Origin of the sequence: Ruegeria lacuscaerulensis (genome assembly GCF_013034745.1) — a bacterium.
In the GTDB taxonomy this organism is placed as follows: Bacteria; Pseudomonadota; Alphaproteobacteria; order Rhodobacterales; family Rhodobacteraceae; genus Ruegeria; species Ruegeria lacuscaerulensis_B.
Window position 1 is genome coordinate 196,076 of sequence record NZ_WQGP01000007.1, and the last position, 20,471, is coordinate 216,546.

A 20,471-nucleotide genomic window follows, 5' to 3' on the forward strand; every position below is an offset into this window, starting at 1 on the left:
AGGCAAGCTTGCGCTGCGGGCAAAACACCCGCACCCTTGCGCCAAGCCACAACGGAAGGAGCGCACATGCGCATCGCAATCGGTCTGATCCTAATTGGTCTCGCCTATCTGCTTTTTTGGCCGGTCGCAGTTGAGCCCGTCGTCTGGGACGCCCCAAAGGCCCCTGGTTTTACGGGCGAATTCGCCGAAAACAACGCGCTGGATCGGCTTGAACTGATCTCCCTGCCCGACGGCGAGGAGGGCCCTGAAGACATTGCTGATCTGCCTGATGGCACAGTCTTTACGACCACACAGTCCGGAGCGCTCTATCGCATTGATCAGGATGCGCCGCAGAAGGTCGACGATCTTGGCGGCCGGCCGTTGGGCCTGAAGGCCGCTCCTGACGGAGCCCTCTATATCTCGGACAGCTATCGCGGACTGATGCGCTGGACAGGGCCGGGGAGTTTGGAAACGCTGGTCTCTGAAATTGACGGCGCACCGGTCATCTACGCCAACAATCTGGATGTCGGGCGTGATGGCACGGTTTATTTCTCGAACTCGTCTGACCGTTTCGACCCCGAGACCATGGGGGGTACCAAACCCACTTCGGTTCTGACGATTTGGGAGCAATCGCCCACTGGCTATGTCGCCCGCTATTCCCCGGAGGGAGCCGTCGAAAAGATCGCCGAAGGTTTCGTTTATACCAATGGGGTCGCGCTGTCGCCTGACGAAGATTTTCTGCTGATTGCTGAGACCGGGCGCGCACGAGTGCACAGGCTGTGGCTGGCTGGACCCAAAGCGGGAACACAAGAGGTGTTTCTGGACAACCTGCCGGGCTATCCGGACAATATCAAAGCCCAGGGCGACGGCACCTATTGGCTGGCCTTCGCCAGCCCGCGCGTACCGACCGAGGCGCTGATGCCCTATCCGTTTCTGCGCAAGGTGATCTGGCGGTTGGGGCCGATGGTCCGGCCTGCCCCGATCCATCGGGGTATGGTGATCCGCTTCGACGGCGACGGGACGATCCTGCAAAATCTGCAAGACCCCGCTGGACGTTTGGGCATCACGACCGCAGGGCGGATTGTAGGTGATGACTTCTATGTCATGACACTGGATTCGCCGTGGTTCGGCCGAATGCCTGCCGAAAAGCTGCCCTAACGTTGATCTGGAACTTGGTGGCACTTGCAGGCATGCTTGCCTCAACCGGTAATGGGAGGTCCGCATGTCACGCGTATCCGTCGAATACAAAGATCACATCGCTCATGTCACGCTGACGCGCGGCGACAAGATGAACGCGTTGGATGACGCGATGATCAAGGCGATTTTGTCTGCGGGGCAAGAAGTGGCGGCTTCGGACGCGCGAGCGGTGGTGTTGTCGGGCGAAGGTAAGAGTTTCTGCGCTGGTCTGGATATGGCGAGCTTTGCCAAGATGGCCCATATCGACCCGCGCGAATGGCTGATGGCCCGCAGTCACGAAGATGCCAACGAGATGCAGGAACTGGCTTTGATCTGGCGACGCATACCCATGCCGGTAATTTGCGCAATTCAGGGCGTGGCCTATGGCGGCGGGTTGCAGATCGCCTTGGGTGCGGATGTGCGCATCGCGCATCCTGACACCAAACTGGCCGTGATGGAGATGAAGTGGGGCATCATCCCCGATATGGGCGGTATGGTGTTGCTGCCCAAGCTGGTCCGCTCGGACGTTCTGCGTCTGTTGACTTATACGGCGCGGCCTATCGGTGCGTCGCAGGCGGCGGATTGGGGTTTGGTGACCAAACTCTCTGACGATCCACTGACCGAGGCCATAGCGCTTGCCGAAGACATCGGGGGCCGCAGCCCGTCGGCCATCCGCGCGGCCAAGCGGCTGATCGATCTGGCCGAAACTCAGCCTCGCGCCGAGGTGCTGATGGCCGAATCCGCCGAACAGGTTGAGTTGATTGGCAAGCCCGAGCAGATGGAGGTCATCGCGGCCCAAATGCAAGGTCGCAAGCCCGTCTTCAAGTGATCAGCGCATAAATGCGCGGCGGGCGTCGCGGGCCATGTTATAGCGCATCTCAAGATCGGCGATGCGCGCCATCGCCCGTTTGCGCGCTTGCGGATCGCTCAGTGTGGCATAGTCCTGCCTGGCAGCGTCGAGTTGTTTCTTGATCGTGAATTCTTCGGGCAAAACACCGGCCTGCGCCATGATCCGATGCCCGGCGGCCAAAGCAGGATCGGTTTGCGCTTCGCCGGATCGGTCGGGCAGGGGGCGGCCTTCGCCTTCAAGGCCCTCTAGCTGCCCCTCGGCTTGCGCCTTTTGGATCTGGCGTTCGATGAGTTTTGCTAGCGACCCGAACATGGCACTATTCTAAAGGCTGTCTCTGAAACTGAAAACCCCGCCACGGGTGGTGCGGCGAGGTTTGGGATTTCCGTATATGGAACGAGAAAAAGATCAGGCTATTTCTTCCAAACGGGCCAGCGCCTCGTTCAGTTTAGCCTCTTCTTCTTCGCGGGCGGCGAGGTTGGCTTTGGCTTCTTCGACAACCTCTTCCGGGGCCGAGGCCACGAATTTGGGGTTGTTCAGACGCCCGCGCAGACCGCCCAGTTCCTTGGCCAGCTTGCCTTTGGCTTTTTCCAGCCGTTCCTTTTCGGCACCGATGTCGATGATATCGGCCAGCGGCAGGCCGAAGGACGCGCCGGGGGCGGCGATTGAGATGGTGCCTTTGGGCAGTTCATCCGCTTTGGTCAGGCTGTCGATGCGCGCCAATCGCTTGATCAGCGCCTCGTTGCGGTCCCATGCGGCTTGGCCGTGGGCGTCGATTTCTGTCACCAGCATCGGCACGTAGAGCCCCGCTGGAACCCGCATCTGGGCACGGGCCGAGCGGGTGTTTTCGATGACCGAGATCACCCAGTTCATCTCACGATCCGCATCGGCATCGACCAGTTCGGTGCCATATGTCGGCCAGTCGGCGTGGACGACCATTTTCGCGCGGTCGCCGGTCAGGCCCCAGAGTTCCTCGGTGATGAAGGGCATGATCGGGTGCAGCAGGACCATGCACTGATCCAGAACCCAGCGCATGGTGGCGCGGGTTTCGGCCTGCGCCTCGGCGTCATCGCCTTGCAGCAGGGGTTTCGACAATTCCACATACCAGTCGCAGACCTTGCCCCAGACAAAGGCATAGAGCCCGTTGGCCGCGTCGTTGAAGCGATAGCTTTCCAGCGCCGCGTCGACCTCGGCCCGCACGCGGGCGGTTTCGCCGATGATCCAGCGGTTTACGGCGGCTTTGGGCTTCAGGTCGGCCACGTCCAGTTGCGGCACGGCGTCGGTGAAAACCTCGTTCATCTCGGCAAAGCGGACGGCGTTCCACAGTTTGGTGCCGAAGTTCCGATAGCCGGTGATGCGCTCGCGGGACAGTTTCAGCACGCCGCCAATCGCCGCCATCGAGGCGTTGGTAAAGCGCAGGGCGTCGGCGCCGAATTCGTCCACGATCTCCAGCGGGTCGATGACGTTGCCGGTGGTCTTGGACATCTTCTTGCCCTTCTCGTCGCGGACGAGCTGGTGCAGGTAGACAGTGTGAAACGGGATCTGATCGACCACGGCCAGTTGCATCATCATCATCCGGGCGACCCAGAAGAACAGGATGTCAAAGCCGGTGATCAGAACATCGGTGGGGAAGTAGCGCTCCAGTTCCTCGGTCTGCTCGGGCCAGCCCAGCGTGCCGATGGGCCAGAGGCCGGAGGAGAACCACGTGTCGAGGACGTCGGGGTCGCGCCACACCGGATAGACCAGCTTGGTCGGGTCTTGTTCGACCGCGTAATGGGCAAGGCTTTCAGCGAACTGATGGATCGCTTCATGCTTGTCTGCGACTTCGATGACCGTCGCGTGGCTCAAAGGGCTAGGAATGTCAGCGTTATCGTCGAGGAATTTTTCAGTGACGGCCTCAAGGCTTGCGGCACATTCCATGACATTGCCACGATGCAGCATGCCGCCTTCGTTCAGCAAACGGCCCAATTCGACCAGATCAAGGTTGCCGTCGTTTTCGTCATCCTTGAAGTTCTCGGCCGACAGATCGAGCCCATACCAAACTGGAATCTGATGGCCCCACCACAGCTGACGCGAGATGCACCAGGGCTCGATGTTTTCCAGCCAGTGGTAATAGGTCTTCTCGCCCGACTCCGGGATGATCTTGACCGTGCCGTCCTTGACCGCATCCAGCGCAGGGCCGACGACCTTTTCGGCGTCGACGAACCACTGGTCAGTGAACATCGGCTCAATCACCACCTTCGAACGATCGCCGAAGGGCTGCATGATCGGTTTGCTCTCGACCAGCGGGACCAACGCCGCCGGGTCGTCATCCTCGCCCAGCTTGGTGCCCAGACGCGCATCATCGGCGCGGGTCATTACGGCCAGACCGTCGGCAGTGATCTCTTCGACCACCTTCGCGCGCGCCTCGAACCGGTCGAGGCCGCGCAGGTGATCGGGGATCAGGTTGATCGCGTCGATCTCGTTCTCTGTGAATTCGCGCCCACGCGCGTATTCCTGCGCTTTGTCGGCCTCTTCGGCGTAAGGCGCGCCATCCGCCCGCATTGCGCCTTTGGTGTCCATCAGGCGGTACATCGGAATGCCGCCGCGCTTGGCGACCATATTGTCGTTGAAGTCATGCGCGCCGGTGATCTTCACCGCGCCCGAGCCGAAATCGGGATCGGGATACTCATCGGTGATGATCGGAATCTGGCGGCGATGTTCTTTCGGACCAACCGGGATTTCGCAGAGTTTCCCGATGATTGGGGCGTAACGCTCATCCGACGGATGAACCGCAACCGCGCCGTCTCCCAGCATGGTTTCGGGGCGGGTCGTGGCGATCGAGATATAGTCGCGCTCTTCCTCAAGCACGACGTTCCCGTCCTCGTCCTTTTCGACATAGGTATAGGTTTCGCCGCCGGCCAGCGGGTATTTGAAGTGCCACATATGGCCGGGCGTTTCGATGTTCTCGACTTCCAAATCCGAGATCGCCGTCTCGAAATGCGGGTCCCAGTTGACCAGACGCTTGCCGCGATAGATCAGGCCCTTTTCGTACATATCGACGAAAACCTTGATGACCGCGTCGTGAAAATTCGCAGAATTTTCGTGGCCGGTGCGCGGGTCGCGCGGTGCGCCCGCCATGGTAAACGCATTGCGCGACCAGTCACAGCTGGAGCCCAGCCGTTTAAGCTGTTCGATGATGGTGCCGCCGTATTCGCCTTTCCATTCCCAGACCTTGTCCAGAAACGCCTCGCGCCCCAGCTCACGTCGTCCGGGTTGCTGGGTATTGGCCAGCATCTTTTCCACCTGCATCTGGGTGGCGATACCGGCGTGGTCCTGTCCGGGCTGCCACAGCGTGTCGAAGCCGCGCATCCGGTGCCAGCGGGTCAGGATATCCTGCAGCGTGTTGTTAAACGCGTGCCCCACATGAAGCGCGCCCGTCACGTTGGGCGGCGGGATCATGATGGTAAAGCTTTCGTCGCGCGAACGGTTCGCGCCTGCCTTGAAGGCTCCGGCCTGTTCCCAGGCCTCGTAGATGCGGGCCTCGGCCTCGGCCGCGTTGAATGTCTTTTCCATCGCCATGGGGTGCGTCCTGCGTCATCAATCTCGGGTCAGCGATTGCAATAGCGAATGCGCGCAAGAAGGGGAAGGGTGCGTGTGCTATCCGGCCTGGGCAAATCGGGCGCGGAAGTAATCCTGCACCCTCTGATAAGCCGGTTCGTGGAAATCCAACGTCAGCAGAGAGTGATCCTTGCCCTCATATTCCTGCGTTTCAAGGTCATCACCAAAGGCGTCTTGTAGCGCGCACATCAGCCGTTTCGGGGCCAGCTTGTCACCCGCATAACGCATCGCCAGCCCCGGACCTTTAGTCGCCATACCAGCACGGGCTTGTGCGACATCATTGGGGCTCATGTGCAGTTCATCGCCGCCGAAGATCGGCAGAGCGGGCTGGCTGGCGACGCCGCCCAGAACCGCGTCCTCAGCCATCATGGTCAGGGCAAAGCTTCCGGTCAGGCACATACCGATGACGCCCACGCCTGCTGCGTTGTCGCGGGACTTGATTTCGGCCGCCAGCGATCGCATCCAGCCCGCAATGGGGCTCTGACGGCCTTTGAGGAACATGTTGAACTCGCGCTGGACGCAGAACAGTCGGGCCATGTTGCGGCCCATCGTGACTTTGCCATAGGTGCCGAACATATGCGGCAGGTAGACACGAAACCCCGCCCCGTTCAGGCGTTTGGCCAGATCCAGCGTTTCCGGCCCAATCCCGGGCAATTCCTGCAGGATCAGGATGGGTGGGCCTTCGCCCCCGGCATAAACGTCATGGGTTGCGGTCTTGCCGCTCGTCATCGCGGCAGAGAAAGGGAAAACGGTATCATGTGTCCAGGTCATGGGGTCTGAGGCTATCGGAATCCCGCAGAACTTAAAGTCCAAACCCCTGTCTTTTTCTGGACATCGCCCACACTCGGGCTAGGGTCGCCTTCGGAACCGCGCAGGAGGGTCGCCCCATGGAAAAATTCGGCAGAAGCCAGCCCGTCAAACGGACCGAGGATCAGAGGTTTCTGACCGGGCAGGGGCACTACATGGATGACGTTGTACCAGAAGGTGCCCTGCACGCCGTGTTTGTCCGCTCGCAGGTGGCGCATGGGGTGATCACGGCGCTTGATCTGGACGCGGCGCGCGCAGCTGATGGGGTTCGGTTGGTGATGACGCTGGAGGATTTGAAAGAGGCCGAGATCGACACCGTGATCAATGCGGCGACGGTCAAGAACCGGGACGGATCGCCCGCAGCAGCGCCTGCGCGTCACATGCTGTCGACCGACCGGGTGCGCTTTGTTGGCGAACCGATCGCGGTGGTTATTGCTGACACTCAAGCCCAGGCCCGTGACGCCGCCGAACTGGTCTTGGTCGAGATTGACGAACGCCCCGCCAAGCTGGACGTGGATGCGGGCGGAGAGACCTTGCACCCCGAAGCGCCGAATAATCGCGCATTTGACTGGGGTCTGGGCAACGAGGCCGCGACCGAGGCCGCGTTTCAGGCTGCGGCGCATACTGTATCGCTCAATGTGGTGGATAATCGGGTCATCATTGCCTCGATCGAGCCGCGCGGCTGTCAGGCCAACTGGGTCGATGGTCGCCTGCATTTTGCTTATGGCGGACAGGGGGTTTGGGCCATGCGCGCTCAACTGGCGCAAAAGCTGCGGGTTGAGCCTGAAGACATCCGCGTCACCACTCCGGATGTAGGTGGCGGCTTTGGTATGAAGGTGATGCCCTACCCGGAATATTTCTGCACTGCCGTTGCAGCGAAGAAGCTGGGCAAACCCGTGCACTGGATGTCCGACCGGTCCGAGGCGATGCTGTCCGACCATCATGGCCGCGACCTGACCTCGCTGGCCGAACTGGCCTTTGATGCCGATCACCGGATCACGGCCTATCGCGTTCACAGCAAGATCAATCTGGGTGCCTATAACAGTCATTTCGGGCAGGCGATTCAGACTAGCCTGTTTAGCAAAGTTTTGATGGGCGTTTACGACGTCCAGACGACCTATCTGCGGGTCGAAGGGTTCTTTACCAACACCACACAGGTCGATGCCTATCGCGGTGCGGGCCGCCCCGAGGCGATTTATGTGCTAGAGCGCGTCATGGACCGCGCCGCGCGCGAACTGGGCGTGGACCCGTGGGAGCTGCGCCGCAAGAATTTCATCCGCCCCGAGGCGTTTCCCTACACCTCGGCCACCGGCGAGACCTATGATGTGGGCGACTTCAACATGATCCTGTCCCGCGCGGGCGAACAGACTGCGGGGTTTGCCGCCCGCAAGGCCGCCGATGCCGAACGCGGCCTGATCCGCGGGCAGGGCCTATGTTACTATATCGAAAGTATTTTGGGGGACCCTTCCGAGAACGCGAAAGTGGAGTTCTGCGAGGATGGCACCGTGAACCTCTATGTCGGCACCCAATCGAACGGGCAGGGGCATGAGACGGTTTATGCCCATTTCCTGTCAGATCAGACCGGGATTCCGGTGGACCGGATCAATGTGGTGCAGGGCGACAGCGATCAACTTCCTCATGGTGGCGGCACTGGTGGGTCTCGGTCCGTTACGGTGCAAAGCACAGCCACACTGGCGACAATCGACGTCATGATCGCTGCATTCACGCCCTATCTGGCTGATAAGATGAGGGTGGAGGAAAGCGATGTGACATTCGATCACGAAACCTTTCGCGCGGCGGGGTCGAACCTGACGCCCACCCTGACCGAGGCCGCGGATATGGCCCGCGCCGATGGCCGTACTGATCTGCTGCAACATCACGCGCGCGCCAACCTGGATGCGCGCAGCTATCCCAATGGCGCACATGTTGCCGAAATCGTCATTGATTCTTACACCGGAGAAACCTGGGTCGACCGCTATACAGTGGTCGATGATTTTGGTAACCTTATCAATCCGATGCTGGCCGAAGGGCAAGTACATGGCGGTGTGGTCCAAGGGATCGGACAGGCGCTAACCGAGCGTGTTGTGCATGATGCGCAGGGGCAACTGCTCACGGCTTCGTTGATGGACTATGCCTTGCCGCGCGCCGCCGAGATACCCATGATTAAGTTTACCTCGGCGCCGGTTCCGTCAACTTCAAACCCGATGGGGATGAAGGGATGCGGTGAGGCAGGCACCGTGGGCGCGCTGGCCGCAGTGGCAAATGCGGTTCAGGATGCGCTCTGGGATCACGGGGTGCGACAGGCGGATATGCCTTTCACACCTCAAAGAGTATGGGAGTTGCTGACGCATGGATCTGTCGCGGCTGAGTAGAAAGGTACTGGGATGGCTCGGACGGCCTCTGCGGTCCGAACACTCAGCCGAGTCGCGCCACCGTGAACCGATCAGCCATGTGATTATCCTCGACGGGACCATGTCGACGCTGGAACCGGGCCGAGAGACCCACGCAGGCCAAACTCTGCGTCTGTGTTGCGAGATGGGCAGCAAGGTCTCGGTATTTTACGAAGCTGGGGTACAGTGGGACAACTGGAAGTCCTCGCTGGACGTGATGATGGGGCGGGGGATCAACCGCCAGATCAGGCGTGCTTACGGCTATCTGGCGTCGCGCTACAAACCCGGCGACAGGATTTACTTCATCGGCTATTCGCGTGGAGCCTACGGGGTGCGCAGCCTTGCCGGGGTGATCGACTTGATCGGGTTGCTCAAGGCCGAACACGCGACCGAGCGGAACATCAAGCAGGCCTATCGTCACTATGAGTGCAACGCTAACGGCAAGGCCGCGGCTGAATTCCGGCAAGCCTTCTGCCACGAGGATGTGGCGATTGAGATGGTCGGCGTCTGGGACACGGTAAAAGCGCTGGGCCTACGTCTTCCACTACTGTGGCGCTGGGCCGAAGAACGCCACGCCTTTCACAACCACCAGCTGGGCCCGGCCACCCGCCACGGCTATCACGCCATGGCGCTTGACGAGACCCGCGAAGTGTTCGAGCCGGTCTTGTGGAAATGTACCCCTGATTTCAAGGGCCATGTGGAACAAGTCTGGTTCCGGGGAACGCATGGGGATGTCGGCGGTCAATTGAACGGGTTCGAAGAGGCGCGCCCACTCAGCAACATCTCTCTGATCTGGATGCTGGACAAGGCCGAGATGCACGGCCTGCCACTGCCTGACGGATGGCGCGACCGCTTCCCTACCGATACCGCTGCGCGGTCAGTGGGCACATGGCGCGGCTGGGGTAAGATTTTCCTGCTGCGCAAGCACCGGAAAGTGGGCAAGGACCGATCCGAGAGGCTGCACGTCTCGGTCTCGCCGGATGATCTGCCGGGCTGGGTACCGATGCCGGATTTGCCATCACATCCGGCGCAGTGAAGGGCTGACGATTTGCTAACGGCTCCAATGATCACCAACACTTCAAAGTCCGGTTCGAGCCCAAAACAGACATCTTAGGGAAGCAGAATTGGAGTTTTCGTGGCAACGCCAAAAGCAAGCTACATTAATTCGCCAAAACTGCCCAACCGACAGTTGGGCTGCCCGAGGCAATCGAGCCAGCGGCGAAGATGCAGGGGCTTTCAGCCAGAAGTGGACTTAACCTAAGTGGGGGGCTGCGTTGCAGTTGATCTGGCTATACGGGCCACAGAAAACAATGTCATAAAGTCTTGCAGGTCTCGGCGTTTTCGCGCGAACGTCTGGGTCGGTGCGCGGCAAGTTGATCCTGTTGAATTTTTCGCATTTGTAAGCCGATTTGACCGGTCCCGTTCGAAATCTCTGCTGTGTTGGCCCTTGTAACACCGTCAATCGTGGCAGCTGCGTCTGACTGAATGTTGGACAGATTGCCGCAGGTTGTGCAACGCTAAGGAGCATGACACATGCGCTTAGGGAGGTAAAATGTCAGATACAAGTCAAAAAAAGATGCTCGACCCAGACCCTCGCGTCTGGGATTTCGAGACTGAATATGAACTCGGACAGGACAACATCAGACCCCTCGGGTTAGACATCCATAACCCTGTCTTCATCGTTTCTGGTTTGCTGATCCTAGGCTTCGTGATCGTGGCATTGGCCAATCAGGAAGCGGCCGCTGCATTTTTTGGCTGGCTTCGGCCGTGGCTGACTAGCACCTTTGATTGGTTTCTTGTGTTGTCGGTGAATGCGATCACCTTGTTCTGCCTGGCGCTCATTGTCTTGCCGGTCGGAAAGGTCAGAATTGGCGGAAAAGATGCGAAACCCGACTACTCGTATGCGGGTTGGATCGCAATGATGTTTGCCGCAGGAATCGGGATCGGTCTACTGTTCTTCGGTGTATTGGAGCCCGTGTACTACAACTTCTCGGAAGATGGGAATGCGCGCCCCTTAAACATCGACATCACCGAGCCCGGCAATGAGTATATCGGTGTTGTTGGTACGATCCATCACTGGGGTCTCGAAGGTTGGGCTGTGTACGCTGCAGTGGGACTGGCACTGGCGATTTTTGCATACAACTTGAACCTGCCGCTGACGCTTAGGTCGGCGTTCTTTCCGCTACTCGGTGAACGTGTCTGGGGCTTCTGGGGGCATGTCATCGACACGCTGGCCGTGTTTGCGACCCTCTTCGGACTAACCACCTCGTTGGGCCTCGGTGCGCAACAGGTTGCCGCAGGTTTGAATGAAGTGTTTGGCATCACGCCTTCGCCCACATTGACCGTCATCATCATTGTCGCGATCACGCTTATTGCGCTTGGTTCTGTTTTGTTGGGAATGGATGCCGGTGTGAAACGGCTATCTGAGATCAACATGATCATGGCTGTGGGGCTGTTTATTTTTGTGATCGCAATGACCGGGGTGGCGGCCGCAATTGCTCGTTACGTTTCAGTCATGGTAGACTATGTCACGCTGCTACCTGCGCTCTCCAATCCCTTTGGCAGAGAGGATACCAGCTTTTTCCATGGGTGGACTACGTTCTACTGGGCATGGTGGATTGCATGGTCTCCTTTCGTGGGAATGTTCATTGCCCGGATCTCACGGGGTCGTACGGTGCGTGAGTTTGTTCTTTGTGCCCTTATTGCTCCTACGGCGGTCTGCGCATTGTGGATGTCCACTTTTGGAGGGGCTGCGATTGACATGCTGAACGCAGGTAGCGCTGAAGGCGTCAAAGCAACCGTCATCGACAGTTATGCGCCAGAGGGCGCCCTGTTTGGCTTCCTCAAGGAGTTGCCTCTGTACAATATCGTCGCCCCGATCTCGCTGATTTTGATTGTGATCTTCTTTGTCACGTCATCTGATTCAGGGTCGTTGGTTATCGATACTATCACCGCAGGTGGTAAACTGGATGCGCCCGTTGTTCAGCGTGTTTGGTGGTGCACTTTGGAAGGTTTGGTTGCAATTGCGCTTCTTCTAGGCGGTGGATTGAACGCCCTCCAAGGTGCTGCCGTGTCAATGGGGATTCCATTTACACTGGTGATCCTCATTATGTGCTACTGTCTGTGGTTGGCTCTGCGATCCGAGTACAAAAAGCTGTAGCAAGCGGACAAAATCAATGATGGCTTCCCAAAATAAGGGAGCCATCACATCGGGTTGCCGAGGTTTTTGAATCGACTAGTGCCGAACAACAAAAACCGAGCAACTGGCATGTGTCACTACGTGGCTGGCGGTCGTTCCCAGGAGGTAATCCTGAATCTTTGGGTTGGCCGCCTCCATCACGATCATATCCACGTTGCGTTCATCGGCGAGCTTTACGATTTGCCGATGCACAGCACCGGTTCGAACAACAGTTTCTAATTCGACGCCTTCCGCCGGGTGATCTTTCACAAACTTCTCCAATTGCTCGCTCCAATAGCCAACAGAGTCGCGAATATTCAAGTTTCGCTCCATTTCTGGCGCAACTGTCACCACGAGAAGCCGCGCTTCTCTGCGCCTGGCCATTGCGATTGCTTCTTCGTAGGCGCTGTAGTCCAACCTGACGTGACGAAGGTTTAGCGGGCATAGGATTAATTTCGTATCACGTGGCATCTATAACATCCCGTTTCACGCATTTGGCCAATAAGTATTGAATGACTTTGCAAAGCGAACAGTCAAGAGCGACCGCGTTCCATAAACAGCAGGCGCTTTGTCCGCTAAGCAGTTTCTGATGTACTACGCAACGAATGGCCGTGTCGCGTCTTAAGCGGACGTTCGCATGAACGCACTAGCCTAGTGTTGCTGCGACAGGAACTGCCGGGCTTTTGCCGTAACGATGACAGCTTAGGTATATTTCAGCCCCCGGGAGTATACCAAATTGGCGAAGTGTAAGCACGTTCCTGAGTTGACGTGGGCACCTCGGCAGGCAGTTCGTCTCCGAACCGAACAGCATCGTAAATTGTCCATCTCGGTGTGGGAATTTCCAAGACACGGGCATAGTAGAAAGCGCTCATAGAAGGATCGAAATCCGGGTCTTTCCAAACGGTGATCAGTTCCGGGGAACCTATTGAATTCGTAAACGTACCCGTTGCAACATCCACGGTGTTCCCCACCGCTGGCAGGTTGCCGTCCGCATCGCGTTCTCGGTCTCCCGACCAAGCCACGTCATAGACCCGCTCTTCAGTTTCGCCGCTGGAATTTAGCCAACCTTTCACAATCTGAACACGGTCGAGATTGCCGGAGAACGGATCTTTCAGCGCAGCAACCAGGAAGGTTGGGGCGTCCGCGCCTTGCGTCGCGTCCGCGAGGTCCCCACCCATCGGAACGCCTTTTTCATATCCTATTTCTGCGGGCAATCTAGATCTTGCGTCAGCTTCCGTAAAATCCCAACCACCAAAGAAACGAACCGCGATGCGACTACCGGTTGTCCCGTAAACTTCCTTCCGTTCCATCGCGTCGAAGATGGCTTCGCGTGTGTTGTCCTGAGCCCAAACCGCTGCATAGCCTGAGGCTGCCATTTCCCACCCGAGAATCCTCAAGGCATCGAACTCGCCAACGACATGCTGCCAACGGCCAGGTTCCGGCTCGACGCCAGAGTGTTTGCCAAAGAAATTGTCTTCTTCCGCCGTTGCCAAAGCAGTATGGCTGTCGGTCGAGCCCACTACTCCGAACTTGTATGGATTGGTGCCGAGCTGAGCTTCTAGCTTGAGACCGTTCTTCAAGGCCTCGCGGGCGTATTCGTACTGAAGCATCCAGTCTTCTTTGAGTGTCGGACCCAGATTGGATTTGTCCCAGGTTTCATAGTCAGCGAACTCATCGTTCGGGCTGAGAAACGGGTGAGTTTCTCCATCACCTTTGATCTGGGTAATCTCATACATCGGCTCCCACTTGGCACGCCGCTCTGCGTAGTCTTCTGTCAAAGGCTCACCCGTTTCAGGGTTTGTCTCGACCGGAAACATCAAACCGTTGGAGACGTTGCCGTTGTGGGCAAGGGCCAGTACACGACCACCAGTCTCTAGTTCATAAGTTTCCATCCAGTCCCAAAGCCGTTCCGGATTAAATGTTTCCGCAGTTGTGAAGGGCAACATTTGCCGAGCGCGAATGGCATCATCCCGGTAGATCACATTGCGGTGGAGGTTGTTGCCAGCTTCGGTAGATGTCCACTCGTATCCGATGAACGCAGTGAATGTGCCAGGGTCATTGTGATGATCCGCAGTTTGCGTGAACTCGTCCCATACGGATTGCACAAACCTTCGATCTGCAACAGCCTCGGGAAGTGCCTCGCCCGTGATGCCAGCAAAGGTTTCAATAACTTCCATAGTGGCGCCAAGTGCAACGTCTCCGCCCGCGTTAAGCCGTTCGCTCCAGTCTCTGAGCGTTGCATCGCGCATCAGTGTGGAGTTTCCCGCGATGATTTCATTCATTGCACCCATGGCGTCAGAATGATCGGATACAACAAGCCAGTCGAGCGGACGCGACAACTTCACACGGAGGCCATGTGATGTGGTGACTTCCTCACCACGTGCAAACCTATAGGCATCGTCGGGGCTCAGAATGACGCCAAATCCGCGGGCATCGAGTGAATTTGATGTGTGCAGGTGAGTGTCACCCCACAGCGGGCGTGTAGGAAAGTCTCGACCTGCATAGGGTGAGAAATCGGCGGGTGCGGGTTCACGCATATCATCAACCGATATGGTCATCTCTCCGACTAGCCCACCTTGTGCGGCCTCTTGAGCATGTGAAGAGCTTGTTATGAATGCTGCGGAAACTATTGCTGTCGATGTCGTTAGAAAAAACTTCATATGAACCTCCCAGCCGAGCTGAATGCCAGCTTATGGCAACATCTGAGTCGGTTGTTCGTCAAGGAAAACAACGGTTTTTCTTTGTTGAGCAAAAGAGAGCCTGAGGGAGATTCGACCAAAACCGGACCGCAGCTTCGCCCGCAATTCTGACGCTCTACCACTGTGAGAAAATACCGCAACGAGTGGCCGTTCTTGACGACTGGCAGCTTCGTTCGACAGTCTTGAGTCCGTGAGCCTAATTTGGAGATGTTGTTATGAAGTGGTTGTCCCGCACATTCCTACTGTCCTTATCTCTTCTATTTGCCGAGGCCGCTTCGGCTCAAGAAAAGCCTAACATCGTATTCATATTTTTAGATAATTTTGGGTGGGGCGAACCCGGGTTCAATGGAGGTGGCATAATCCGTGGTACTGCGACTCCCGAGATGGACGCCCTCGCTGCGGAAGGACTACGACTCACGAACTTCAACGTGGAAAGCCAGTGCACGCCGTCCCGCGCAGCGACCATGACTGGACGGTACGGCATCCGGAGCGGCAACCATACGGTCCCACTGGGAGGTGGCGTTTACGGTCTGACCCAATGGGAAATCACGATGGCCGAGATGCTGAAGGATGTAGGATACAGCACGGCCATGTACGGGAAATGGCACCTTGGATGGACCGAAGGGCGCTATCCAACGAATCAAGGATTCGATGAGTTTTACGGCGTTGAGACCACTGACGTAACAGTCTGGCGCACGCTTCCGGGTTTTGCCGATGCCAACATGGAAGAGCCGGTTGTGATGCAAGGTGTTGCTGGCGAGCCAGCAACCATCGCTCAAGACTACGATCTGGACTATCGCGGCGAAATAGATGGCGACCTGACGAAAAAAGCCATCGAATTTGTCGAAGCAAAGAGTACCGAAGACGGGCCGTTTTTCATCTATCTTGCTTATACTCAGACCCACTATCCAAACATCGTGTCCGAGGAGTTCGAAGGCGCCACTGGAAACGGCGTCTGGGCCGACATTCTGTTTCAAACAGATAGCTATATCGGGCGCATTGTTGATGCGATTGAGGCAGCAGGCGTTTCCGACGACACCGTGGTGATATTTACTGCTGACAACGGCCCCGAAGCTCTTCCGGTTGGGAACGCCAACGTCTCGCCAGTTCCTGCGGTACATGGTACGGCCGGACCTTGGCGCGGTACTCTATTCACCAGCCTCGAAGGAAGTATGCGTGTACCCTTTGCAATCAAGTGGCCGGGAAAGATCCCTGCCGGTTCTGAAAGCAACGATGTTGTCCACTCAATGGATCTCTATCCGACACTTGCGGCTTTCGCAGGGGGCAAGGTACCTGATGACAGAGCCTTTGATGGTGTCGACCAGTCAAAGTTCTTTCTTGGTGACCAACCAAACTCAAACCGAGAAGGCGTGATCGTCTACATGGGTGAGCAGATATTCGGCGTAAAATGGAAGGATTGGAAAGTTCTTTTCAAAGAGAATACGACGGCTTTTGGTGCAACGGAGTCTTTCGACACACCAAGGCTCTATAACCTTTTGAATGACCCACACGAGCGTGAAAGCGTACTCTTTCCGCACACATGGGCGGCTGAAAAGGCTCTGCCACAGTTACAGGAGCACCTCGCTACATTCGAGAAGTTTCCTCCGATCCCCCCGGGAACGCCGGATCCCTATGAACCACCCAACGACTGAGTGACGGCTTTGTCCGCCCAGCCGACGCTCGGACCCAAATCACCCTCGCAGCTTTCAGCGAGGGTGTTTTCCTTGTGAGGGCTCGTTGCGCCTTGCGTAGTTCTTGAATTTACAACACTTCCAGTAGGAGGCTTCACGAAACGCCTCCACTCTTTTCAAGCTCTACAATGTCTATTTAGGTTCCGGTGTTCCCAATCACCGCCTACGATCGCGGCGCGAGCTCATGGGTTGGAAGGCCACGCCCACATGCGCCTCGCAATAAGGCTTACCGGCCTCAACCGGCAGGCCGCAGAACCAGAAATCCTCGGTTGCGGGGTCGCCGACGGGCCATTTGCAGGTTTTCTCAGTCAGTTCCATCAGCGTCAGCTTCTTGGCCTTTTTCTCGACCTCGTTGACCTTGGCCAGAGCCTCGGGGCTGATTTCGTTGGCCGAAGGCTGCGGCGGCAGCGGTTGACCTGCCGGGATGATCTGGCGGCGGGCGGGCACGGCGGGCTTCGCCTCGGCCGTCGGAGCGGGTGCGGGGCGCGCGGGTTCGGTCTTGGGCGCGGGTTTCGGTTTGGCCTCGGCCTTGGGCGCAGCGGGGGCCGGTTTTTCCTTCGGTTCGGCCTTGGCCGGGGTCGCGCCGGTTGCGCGGTTCGACAGGCCCAGACGGTGAACCTTGCCGATCACCGCATTGCGGGTCACGCCGCCCAGTTCCTTGGCGATCTGGCTGGCCGACTGGCCCTCGCCCCACATCTTTTTCAGCAGCTCTACACGCTCGTCAGTCCAGGACATCATTTGCCTTTCAAAAGCGGAAAGCGGCCCCGGATTCGGGCCGCCTTGGGAAATCATCTCAGCGCCCTATTCTAATCACTGCCGCCCGAGTTACAAGCGGTTCTCGAATCAGCTATGGGGTGGGTCATGCAGAATCTGATCGAACAGGACGCGCGCCGCTTTGGCGCGGTGAATTGGATGGGCCTTTTCACCCTGGCGCAACGCGAAACGCTTCGGTTCATGGGGGTGTGGACACAGACCCTTTTAGCCCCTTTGGTAACGGCGGGCTTGTTTCTGCTGATCTTCAACATCGCCATCGGCCCCAGCCGTTCGGACGTTATGGGCGTGCCTTTCCTGACCTTTCTAGCGCCCGGGATCATGATGATGACCGTGATCCAGAACGCTTTTGCCAATACGTCTTCGTCGATGGTGATCGCCAAGGTGCAGGGCAACATTGTCGATACGCTGATGCCGCCCTTGTCGCCGCTGGAGATCCTGTTGGGTTATCTGGCAGGCGGGATTGCGCGGGGCGTTCTGATCGCGCTGGTGGTCGCCATAGCTTTGGCCCTGGTGTTGGGTATCGTGCCGCAAAACCCACTTATCGCGTTGATTTTTGTGGTACTGGGCGGGGCTTTCATGGGTGCACTTGGCCTGTTCGCCGGGATTTTCGCCAATAAATTCGACCAGATGGCGGCGATTACCAATTTTATCGTCACACCATTGGCGTTCCTGTCGGGCACATTTTACTCGGTAGAGGCTCTACCACCCGTATTGAACCGCCTGAGCCACGTGAACCCGGTTTTCTATCTGATCGACGGGCTGCGATATGGGATGATCGGGGTGTCCGATAGCTCTGCGTGGCTGGGGATGGTTATCTGCGCAGGCGCAACCCTTTTGGTAGGCGCGGCGACCTGGCAGATGTTGCGAACAGGTTATCGGCTCAAGGCCTGACGCTGCCGTCCTTCGCGCCAGACGAGGATCAGACCTCCGGTCAGGATGATCGTGGCGCCCAGCGTGCTAATCCAATCAGGCACAACGCGGAAAATGGCGAAATCATAGAACGCGGCAAAGATGAGCGTGACATAGCTGATCGGTGCAACAAATGATGCGTCCGCCCGCGCCATTCCGTTGACGAAACACGCCTGTGCACAGGCCATCAGCACTCCGATTCCGGCCAGTGCCGCCCATTGCTGTGGGGTGGGCATCTGGAACACGAAGCTGACCGCGACCGAGGCGATAGTCAGGCCCATCGCATTGTTGATCAGCAGAATCTGGATGGGAATCTCTCGGCCCGAGAGCTTCTTGATGAAAATCAGCTCCATCCCGATCACCACGGCAGCTGTCAGCGCCAGCAACGCGGCGGGTTGAAAGCTGTCGGGGGTGGGGCGCAGCAAGATCAAAGCTCCGGCCAAAGCGACCGCTGCTGCAAGCCAGCGCCACGGGCCGATGGTTTCCCGTAGCAATGGAATTGCTAGCACCATGGCGAAAACCGGGTTCAGGAAGGATATCGCAGTGGCATCGGCGAGCGGGATAAACGCGACCGAAGCGAACATCAGTGTGATCCCCAACCAGCCAAAGCTGGTGCGCCCGATATGCAGCCCCCAATGCGGGCGGCTCAGGCGCGGGCGCAGAATGCCAACTGCGCTGACAATGACCATAAACGCGAACATAAACCGCCCGTGGCTGATCTGCATCGGGTGCAGGGCTGGGCCCAACTCATCTGTTCCCAACGCCTTGGCCAGCAGGGTTGTCCCGGCAAGAAGCGCGCTGGCTGCAATGATCAGCAAGGCCGCGAGCGGCGGGTTATGGCGGGCGGGTGTCATGGGCCAGCGGTGCGCCAAGGAGCTTCAAATAGCAAGGGACAAGTTCACCCTTGGACGGAAATTCGACCACGCGTTCATTTCGGGGTTCCCAGTTGGTGCAGACCTCGCTATACGCGCTTGCATGATCAAGACTGCACATATCCTGCGCCTCCGACGTCGACGCATCACTGCGTAACCGGCCTGTTTGATCTATTGCGCACTGTAATTCTGCGCAAACTCCACCAAATCTGTTGACGAATAGGGCCTTCGTGTTTCACTCACGAGGCTCAATTGATCCAAAAAGGATGATCCCATGATCCCGTCCGTTCTGCCGACCTATAATCGCGCGCCTTTGACCTTTGTGAAAGGTGAGGGCGCCTGGCTGACCGAGGCGGATGGCCGACGTTTCCTTGATCTCGGCGCCGGGATCGCCGTGAACGCGCTGGGCCATGCGCATCCGGCGCTGGTGAACGCGTTGTCCGAACAGGCGCATGCGCTGTGGCACGTGTCGAACCTCTATCACATTCCCCAGCAGCAGGCCTTGGCCGACAAGCTGGTGGAACATACCTTTGCCGATACGGTGTTTTTCACCAATTCCGGAACGGAATCCTGTGAACTGGCCGTGAAAATGGCCCGCAAGCATTTCTATGACAAAGGTCAGCCAGAACGGGTCGAGATCATCACATTCGACGGCTCGTTCCACGGTCGCTCCTCGGCAGGTATCGCCGCTGCAGGGTCCGAGAAGATGACCAAGGGCTTTGGCCCGCTGCTGCCTGGCTTCGTGCACCTGACATTTGGCGATCTGGACGGTGTGACCAACGCCGTCACCGAGAAAACCGCCGCGATTCTGATCGAACCGGTGCAGGGTGAGGGCGGTATCCGCCCTGTCCCCGATGCGGAAATGAAAGCGCTGCGCCAGATCTGCGACGACAATGGCCTGCTGTTGATCCTTGACGAAGTGCAATGCGGCGTGGGCCGAACCGGCAAGCTCTTCGCCCACGAATGGGCCGGGATCACGCCCGATATCATGATGGTTGCCAAAGGCATAGGCGGAGGGTTCCCCCTGGGCGCTGTTCTGGCCACCGAGGATGCCGCCAACGGCATGACGGCGGGCACGCATGGATCGACCTATGGCGGCAACCCGCTGGGCTGCGCCGTGGGCTGCGCAGTGATTGACCAAGTGGCAACCCCTGCCTTCCTCGAAGGTGTGAACCGCAAGGCGGGCCTTCTGCGTCAGAAACTCGAAGGGCTGATTGCCGACCACCCGGATGTTTTCGAAGAGGTGCGCGGCACTGGTCTGATGCTGGGCCTGAAATGTAAGCCCACCAATATCGACGTGGTGAATGCGGGCTATGACAATGAGGTCATCACCGTCCCTGCTGCCGACAATGTGATCCGCCTGTTGCCACCGCTGACCCTGACCGAGGACGATATCGCGCAAGCCATGATCCGCCTGGAAAAAGCAGCGCAGCAGGTCCAGGCCAATCTGACCACTGCCTGATCCTTCTTATGTTCAAAAATACCTCGGGGGCCGCCATTCGGGCGCCATTGGTTCAAGATCCAATGACGACGGGCAGCGCCCCCGGCA

At 58.1% G+C, this 20,471-nt stretch carries 15 protein-coding genes; 8 read left to right on the plus strand and 7 right to left on the minus strand.

From position 1 onward, the window contains the following. Positions 1–66: 66 nt before the first annotated feature. Positions 67–1,137 carry an SMP-30/gluconolactonase/LRE family protein gene (locus GOV79_RS15370; RefSeq protein WP_170790416.1) on the plus strand — a complete coding sequence of 357 codons (1,071 nt, stop codon included), beginning with the start codon at positions 67–69 and terminating at the stop codon, positions 1,135–1,137. Between the two features lie 64 nt (positions 1,138–1,201). Then, positions 1,202–1,984 carry a crotonase/enoyl-CoA hydratase family protein gene (locus GOV79_RS15375; protein WP_170790417.1) on the plus strand — a complete coding sequence of 261 codons (783 nt, stop codon included), beginning with the start codon at positions 1,202–1,204 and terminating at the stop codon, positions 1,982–1,984. Here GOV79_RS15375 and GOV79_RS15380 read toward each other — a convergent pair whose 3' ends face one another. The 3 genes from GOV79_RS15380 to GOV79_RS15390 all read right to left on the minus strand — a co-directional run bounded on the left by GOV79_RS15380 (position 1,985) and on the right by GOV79_RS15390 (position 6,373). Further along, positions 1,985–2,317, minus strand: a complete 333-nt coding sequence (locus GOV79_RS15380) for a DnaJ family domain-containing protein (protein WP_170790418.1) — start codon at positions 2,315–2,317, stop codon at positions 1,985–1,987. 93 nt (positions 2,318–2,410) lie between these two features. Continuing rightward, positions 2,411–5,563: a valine--tRNA ligase gene (locus GOV79_RS15385; RefSeq protein ID WP_170790419.1), complete on the minus strand. Its 3,153-nt coding sequence runs from the start codon at positions 5,561–5,563 to the stop codon at positions 2,411–2,413. Between the two features lie 78 nt (positions 5,564–5,641). Next, a complete protein-coding gene (locus GOV79_RS15390; RefSeq protein ID WP_170790420.1) occupies positions 5,642–6,373 on the minus strand; it encodes a dienelactone hydrolase family protein in 732 nt (243 codons plus the stop codon). A gap of 116 nt (positions 6,374–6,489) precedes the next feature. On the opposite strand from GOV79_RS15390, the gene GOV79_RS15395 reads away from it, so the two are divergent. The 3 genes from GOV79_RS15395 (at position 6,490) to GOV79_RS15405 (ending at position 11,959) form a co-directional block, all read left to right on the plus strand. Next, positions 6,490–8,781 (plus strand): xanthine dehydrogenase family protein molybdopterin-binding subunit, encoded by a 2,292-nt coding sequence (locus GOV79_RS15395; protein ID WP_170790421.1) that lies wholly within the window; start codon positions 6,490–6,492, stop codon positions 8,779–8,781. Beyond that, complete coding sequence (locus tag GOV79_RS15400; RefSeq protein WP_170782830.1) at positions 8,759–9,835, plus strand: T6SS phospholipase effector Tle1-like catalytic domain-containing protein; 1,077 nt, start codon at positions 8,759–8,761, stop codon at positions 9,833–9,835. The genes GOV79_RS15395 and GOV79_RS15400 overlap by 23 nt, the downstream gene beginning before the upstream one ends. 516 nt (positions 9,836–10,351) lie before the next feature. Then, on the plus strand, positions 10,352–11,959 hold the full coding sequence (locus tag GOV79_RS15405) for a BCCT family transporter (protein WP_170770029.1): 1,608 nt from the start codon (positions 10,352–10,354) through the stop codon (positions 11,957–11,959). A 75-nt stretch (positions 11,960–12,034) separates the two neighbouring features. On the opposite strand, the gene GOV79_RS15410 is transcribed toward GOV79_RS15405, so the two are convergent. Both GOV79_RS15410 and GOV79_RS15415 read right to left on the minus strand, forming a co-directional pair. After that, the gene (locus GOV79_RS15410; RefSeq protein WP_170770030.1) at positions 12,035–12,448 is read right to left on the minus strand and encodes a universal stress protein; all 414 of its coding nucleotides are present in this window, start codon (positions 12,446–12,448) and stop codon (positions 12,035–12,037) included. A gap of 242 nt (positions 12,449–12,690) precedes the next feature. Next, on the minus strand, positions 12,691–14,637 hold the full coding sequence (locus tag GOV79_RS15415) for a DUF3604 domain-containing protein (RefSeq protein ID WP_237218036.1): 1,947 nt from the start codon (positions 14,635–14,637) through the stop codon (positions 12,691–12,693). Positions 14,638–14,891: 254 nt separating this feature from the next. Between GOV79_RS15415 and GOV79_RS15420 the strand changes: the two genes are divergently transcribed. Next, positions 14,892–16,328, plus strand: coding sequence for an arylsulfatase (locus GOV79_RS15420; protein ID WP_170790422.1), 1,437 nt, complete (start codon positions 14,892–14,894; stop codon positions 16,326–16,328). Positions 16,329–16,523: 195 nt separating this feature from the next. Here the strand turns inward: GOV79_RS15420 and GOV79_RS15425 are convergent, their stop codons facing one another. After that, entirely contained in the window at positions 16,524–17,102 is a 579-nt protein-coding gene (locus GOV79_RS15425) for a GcrA family cell cycle regulator (RefSeq protein ID WP_170770617.1), read from the minus strand. 126 nt (positions 17,103–17,228) lie between these two features. Here GOV79_RS15425 and GOV79_RS15430 point away from each other — a divergent pair, with 126 nt between their 5' ends. Beyond that, the gene (locus tag GOV79_RS15430; RefSeq protein WP_170790423.1) at positions 17,229–18,032 is read left to right on the plus strand and encodes an ABC transporter permease; all 804 of its coding nucleotides are present in this window, start codon (positions 17,229–17,231) and stop codon (positions 18,030–18,032) included. On the opposite strand, the gene GOV79_RS15435 is transcribed toward GOV79_RS15430, so the two are convergent. After that, complete coding sequence (locus GOV79_RS15435) at positions 18,014–18,904, minus strand: DMT family transporter (protein ID WP_170790424.1); 891 nt, start codon at positions 18,902–18,904, stop codon at positions 18,014–18,016. The two genes, GOV79_RS15430 and GOV79_RS15435, sit on opposite strands and share 19 nt — an antisense overlap. Positions 18,905–19,196: 292 nt before the next feature. On the opposite strand from GOV79_RS15435, the gene GOV79_RS15440 reads away from it, so the two are divergent. Next, positions 19,197–20,384 (plus strand): aspartate aminotransferase family protein, encoded by a 1,188-nt coding sequence (locus GOV79_RS15440; RefSeq protein ID WP_170790425.1) that lies wholly within the window; start codon positions 19,197–19,199, stop codon positions 20,382–20,384. The last annotated feature ends 87 nt before the right edge of the window (positions 20,385–20,471 follow it).

Coding starts and splice junctions, on each gene's coding strand:
- GOV79_RS15385 (WP_170790419.1), bottom strand. CDS start 5,563: ATGGCGATGGAAAAGACATTCAACGCGGCCGAGGCCGAGGCCCGCATC.
- GOV79_RS15440 (WP_170790425.1), top strand. CDS start 19,197: ATGATCCCGTCCGTTCTGCCGACCTATAATCGCGCGCCTTTGACCTTT.
- GOV79_RS15370 (WP_170790416.1), top strand. CDS start 67: ATGCGCATCGCAATCGGTCTGATCCTAATTGGTCTCGCCTATCTGCTT.
- GOV79_RS15420 (WP_170790422.1), top strand. CDS start 14,892: ATGAAGTGGTTGTCCCGCACATTCCTACTGTCCTTATCTCTTCTATTT.
- GOV79_RS15400 (WP_170782830.1), top strand. CDS start 8,759: ATGGATCTGTCGCGGCTGAGTAGAAAGGTACTGGGATGGCTCGGACGG.
- GOV79_RS15410 (WP_170770030.1), bottom strand. CDS start 12,448: ATGCCACGTGATACGAAATTAATCCTATGCCCGCTAAACCTTCGTCAC.
- GOV79_RS15430 (WP_170790423.1), top strand. CDS start 17,229: ATGCAGAATCTGATCGAACAGGACGCGCGCCGCTTTGGCGCGGTGAAT.
- GOV79_RS15380 (WP_170790418.1), bottom strand. CDS start 2,317: ATGTTCGGGTCGCTAGCAAAACTCATCGAACGCCAGATCCAAAAGGCG.
- GOV79_RS15390 (WP_170790420.1), bottom strand. CDS start 6,373: ATGACCTGGACACATGATACCGTTTTCCCTTTCTCTGCCGCGATGACG.
- GOV79_RS15405 (WP_170770029.1), top strand. CDS start 10,352: ATGTCAGATACAAGTCAAAAAAAGATGCTCGACCCAGACCCTCGCGTC.
- GOV79_RS15375 (WP_170790417.1), top strand. CDS start 1,202: ATGTCACGCGTATCCGTCGAATACAAAGATCACATCGCTCATGTCACG.
- GOV79_RS15415 (WP_237218036.1), bottom strand. CDS start 14,637: ATGAAGTTTTTTCTAACGACATCGACAGCAATAGTTTCCGCAGCATTC.
- GOV79_RS15425 (WP_170770617.1), bottom strand. CDS start 17,102: ATGTCCTGGACTGACGAGCGTGTAGAGCTGCTGAAAAAGATGTGGGGC.
- GOV79_RS15395 (WP_170790421.1), top strand. CDS start 6,490: ATGGAAAAATTCGGCAGAAGCCAGCCCGTCAAACGGACCGAGGATCAG.
- GOV79_RS15435 (WP_170790424.1), bottom strand. CDS start 18,904: ATGACACCCGCCCGCCATAACCCGCCGCTCGCGGCCTTGCTGATCATT.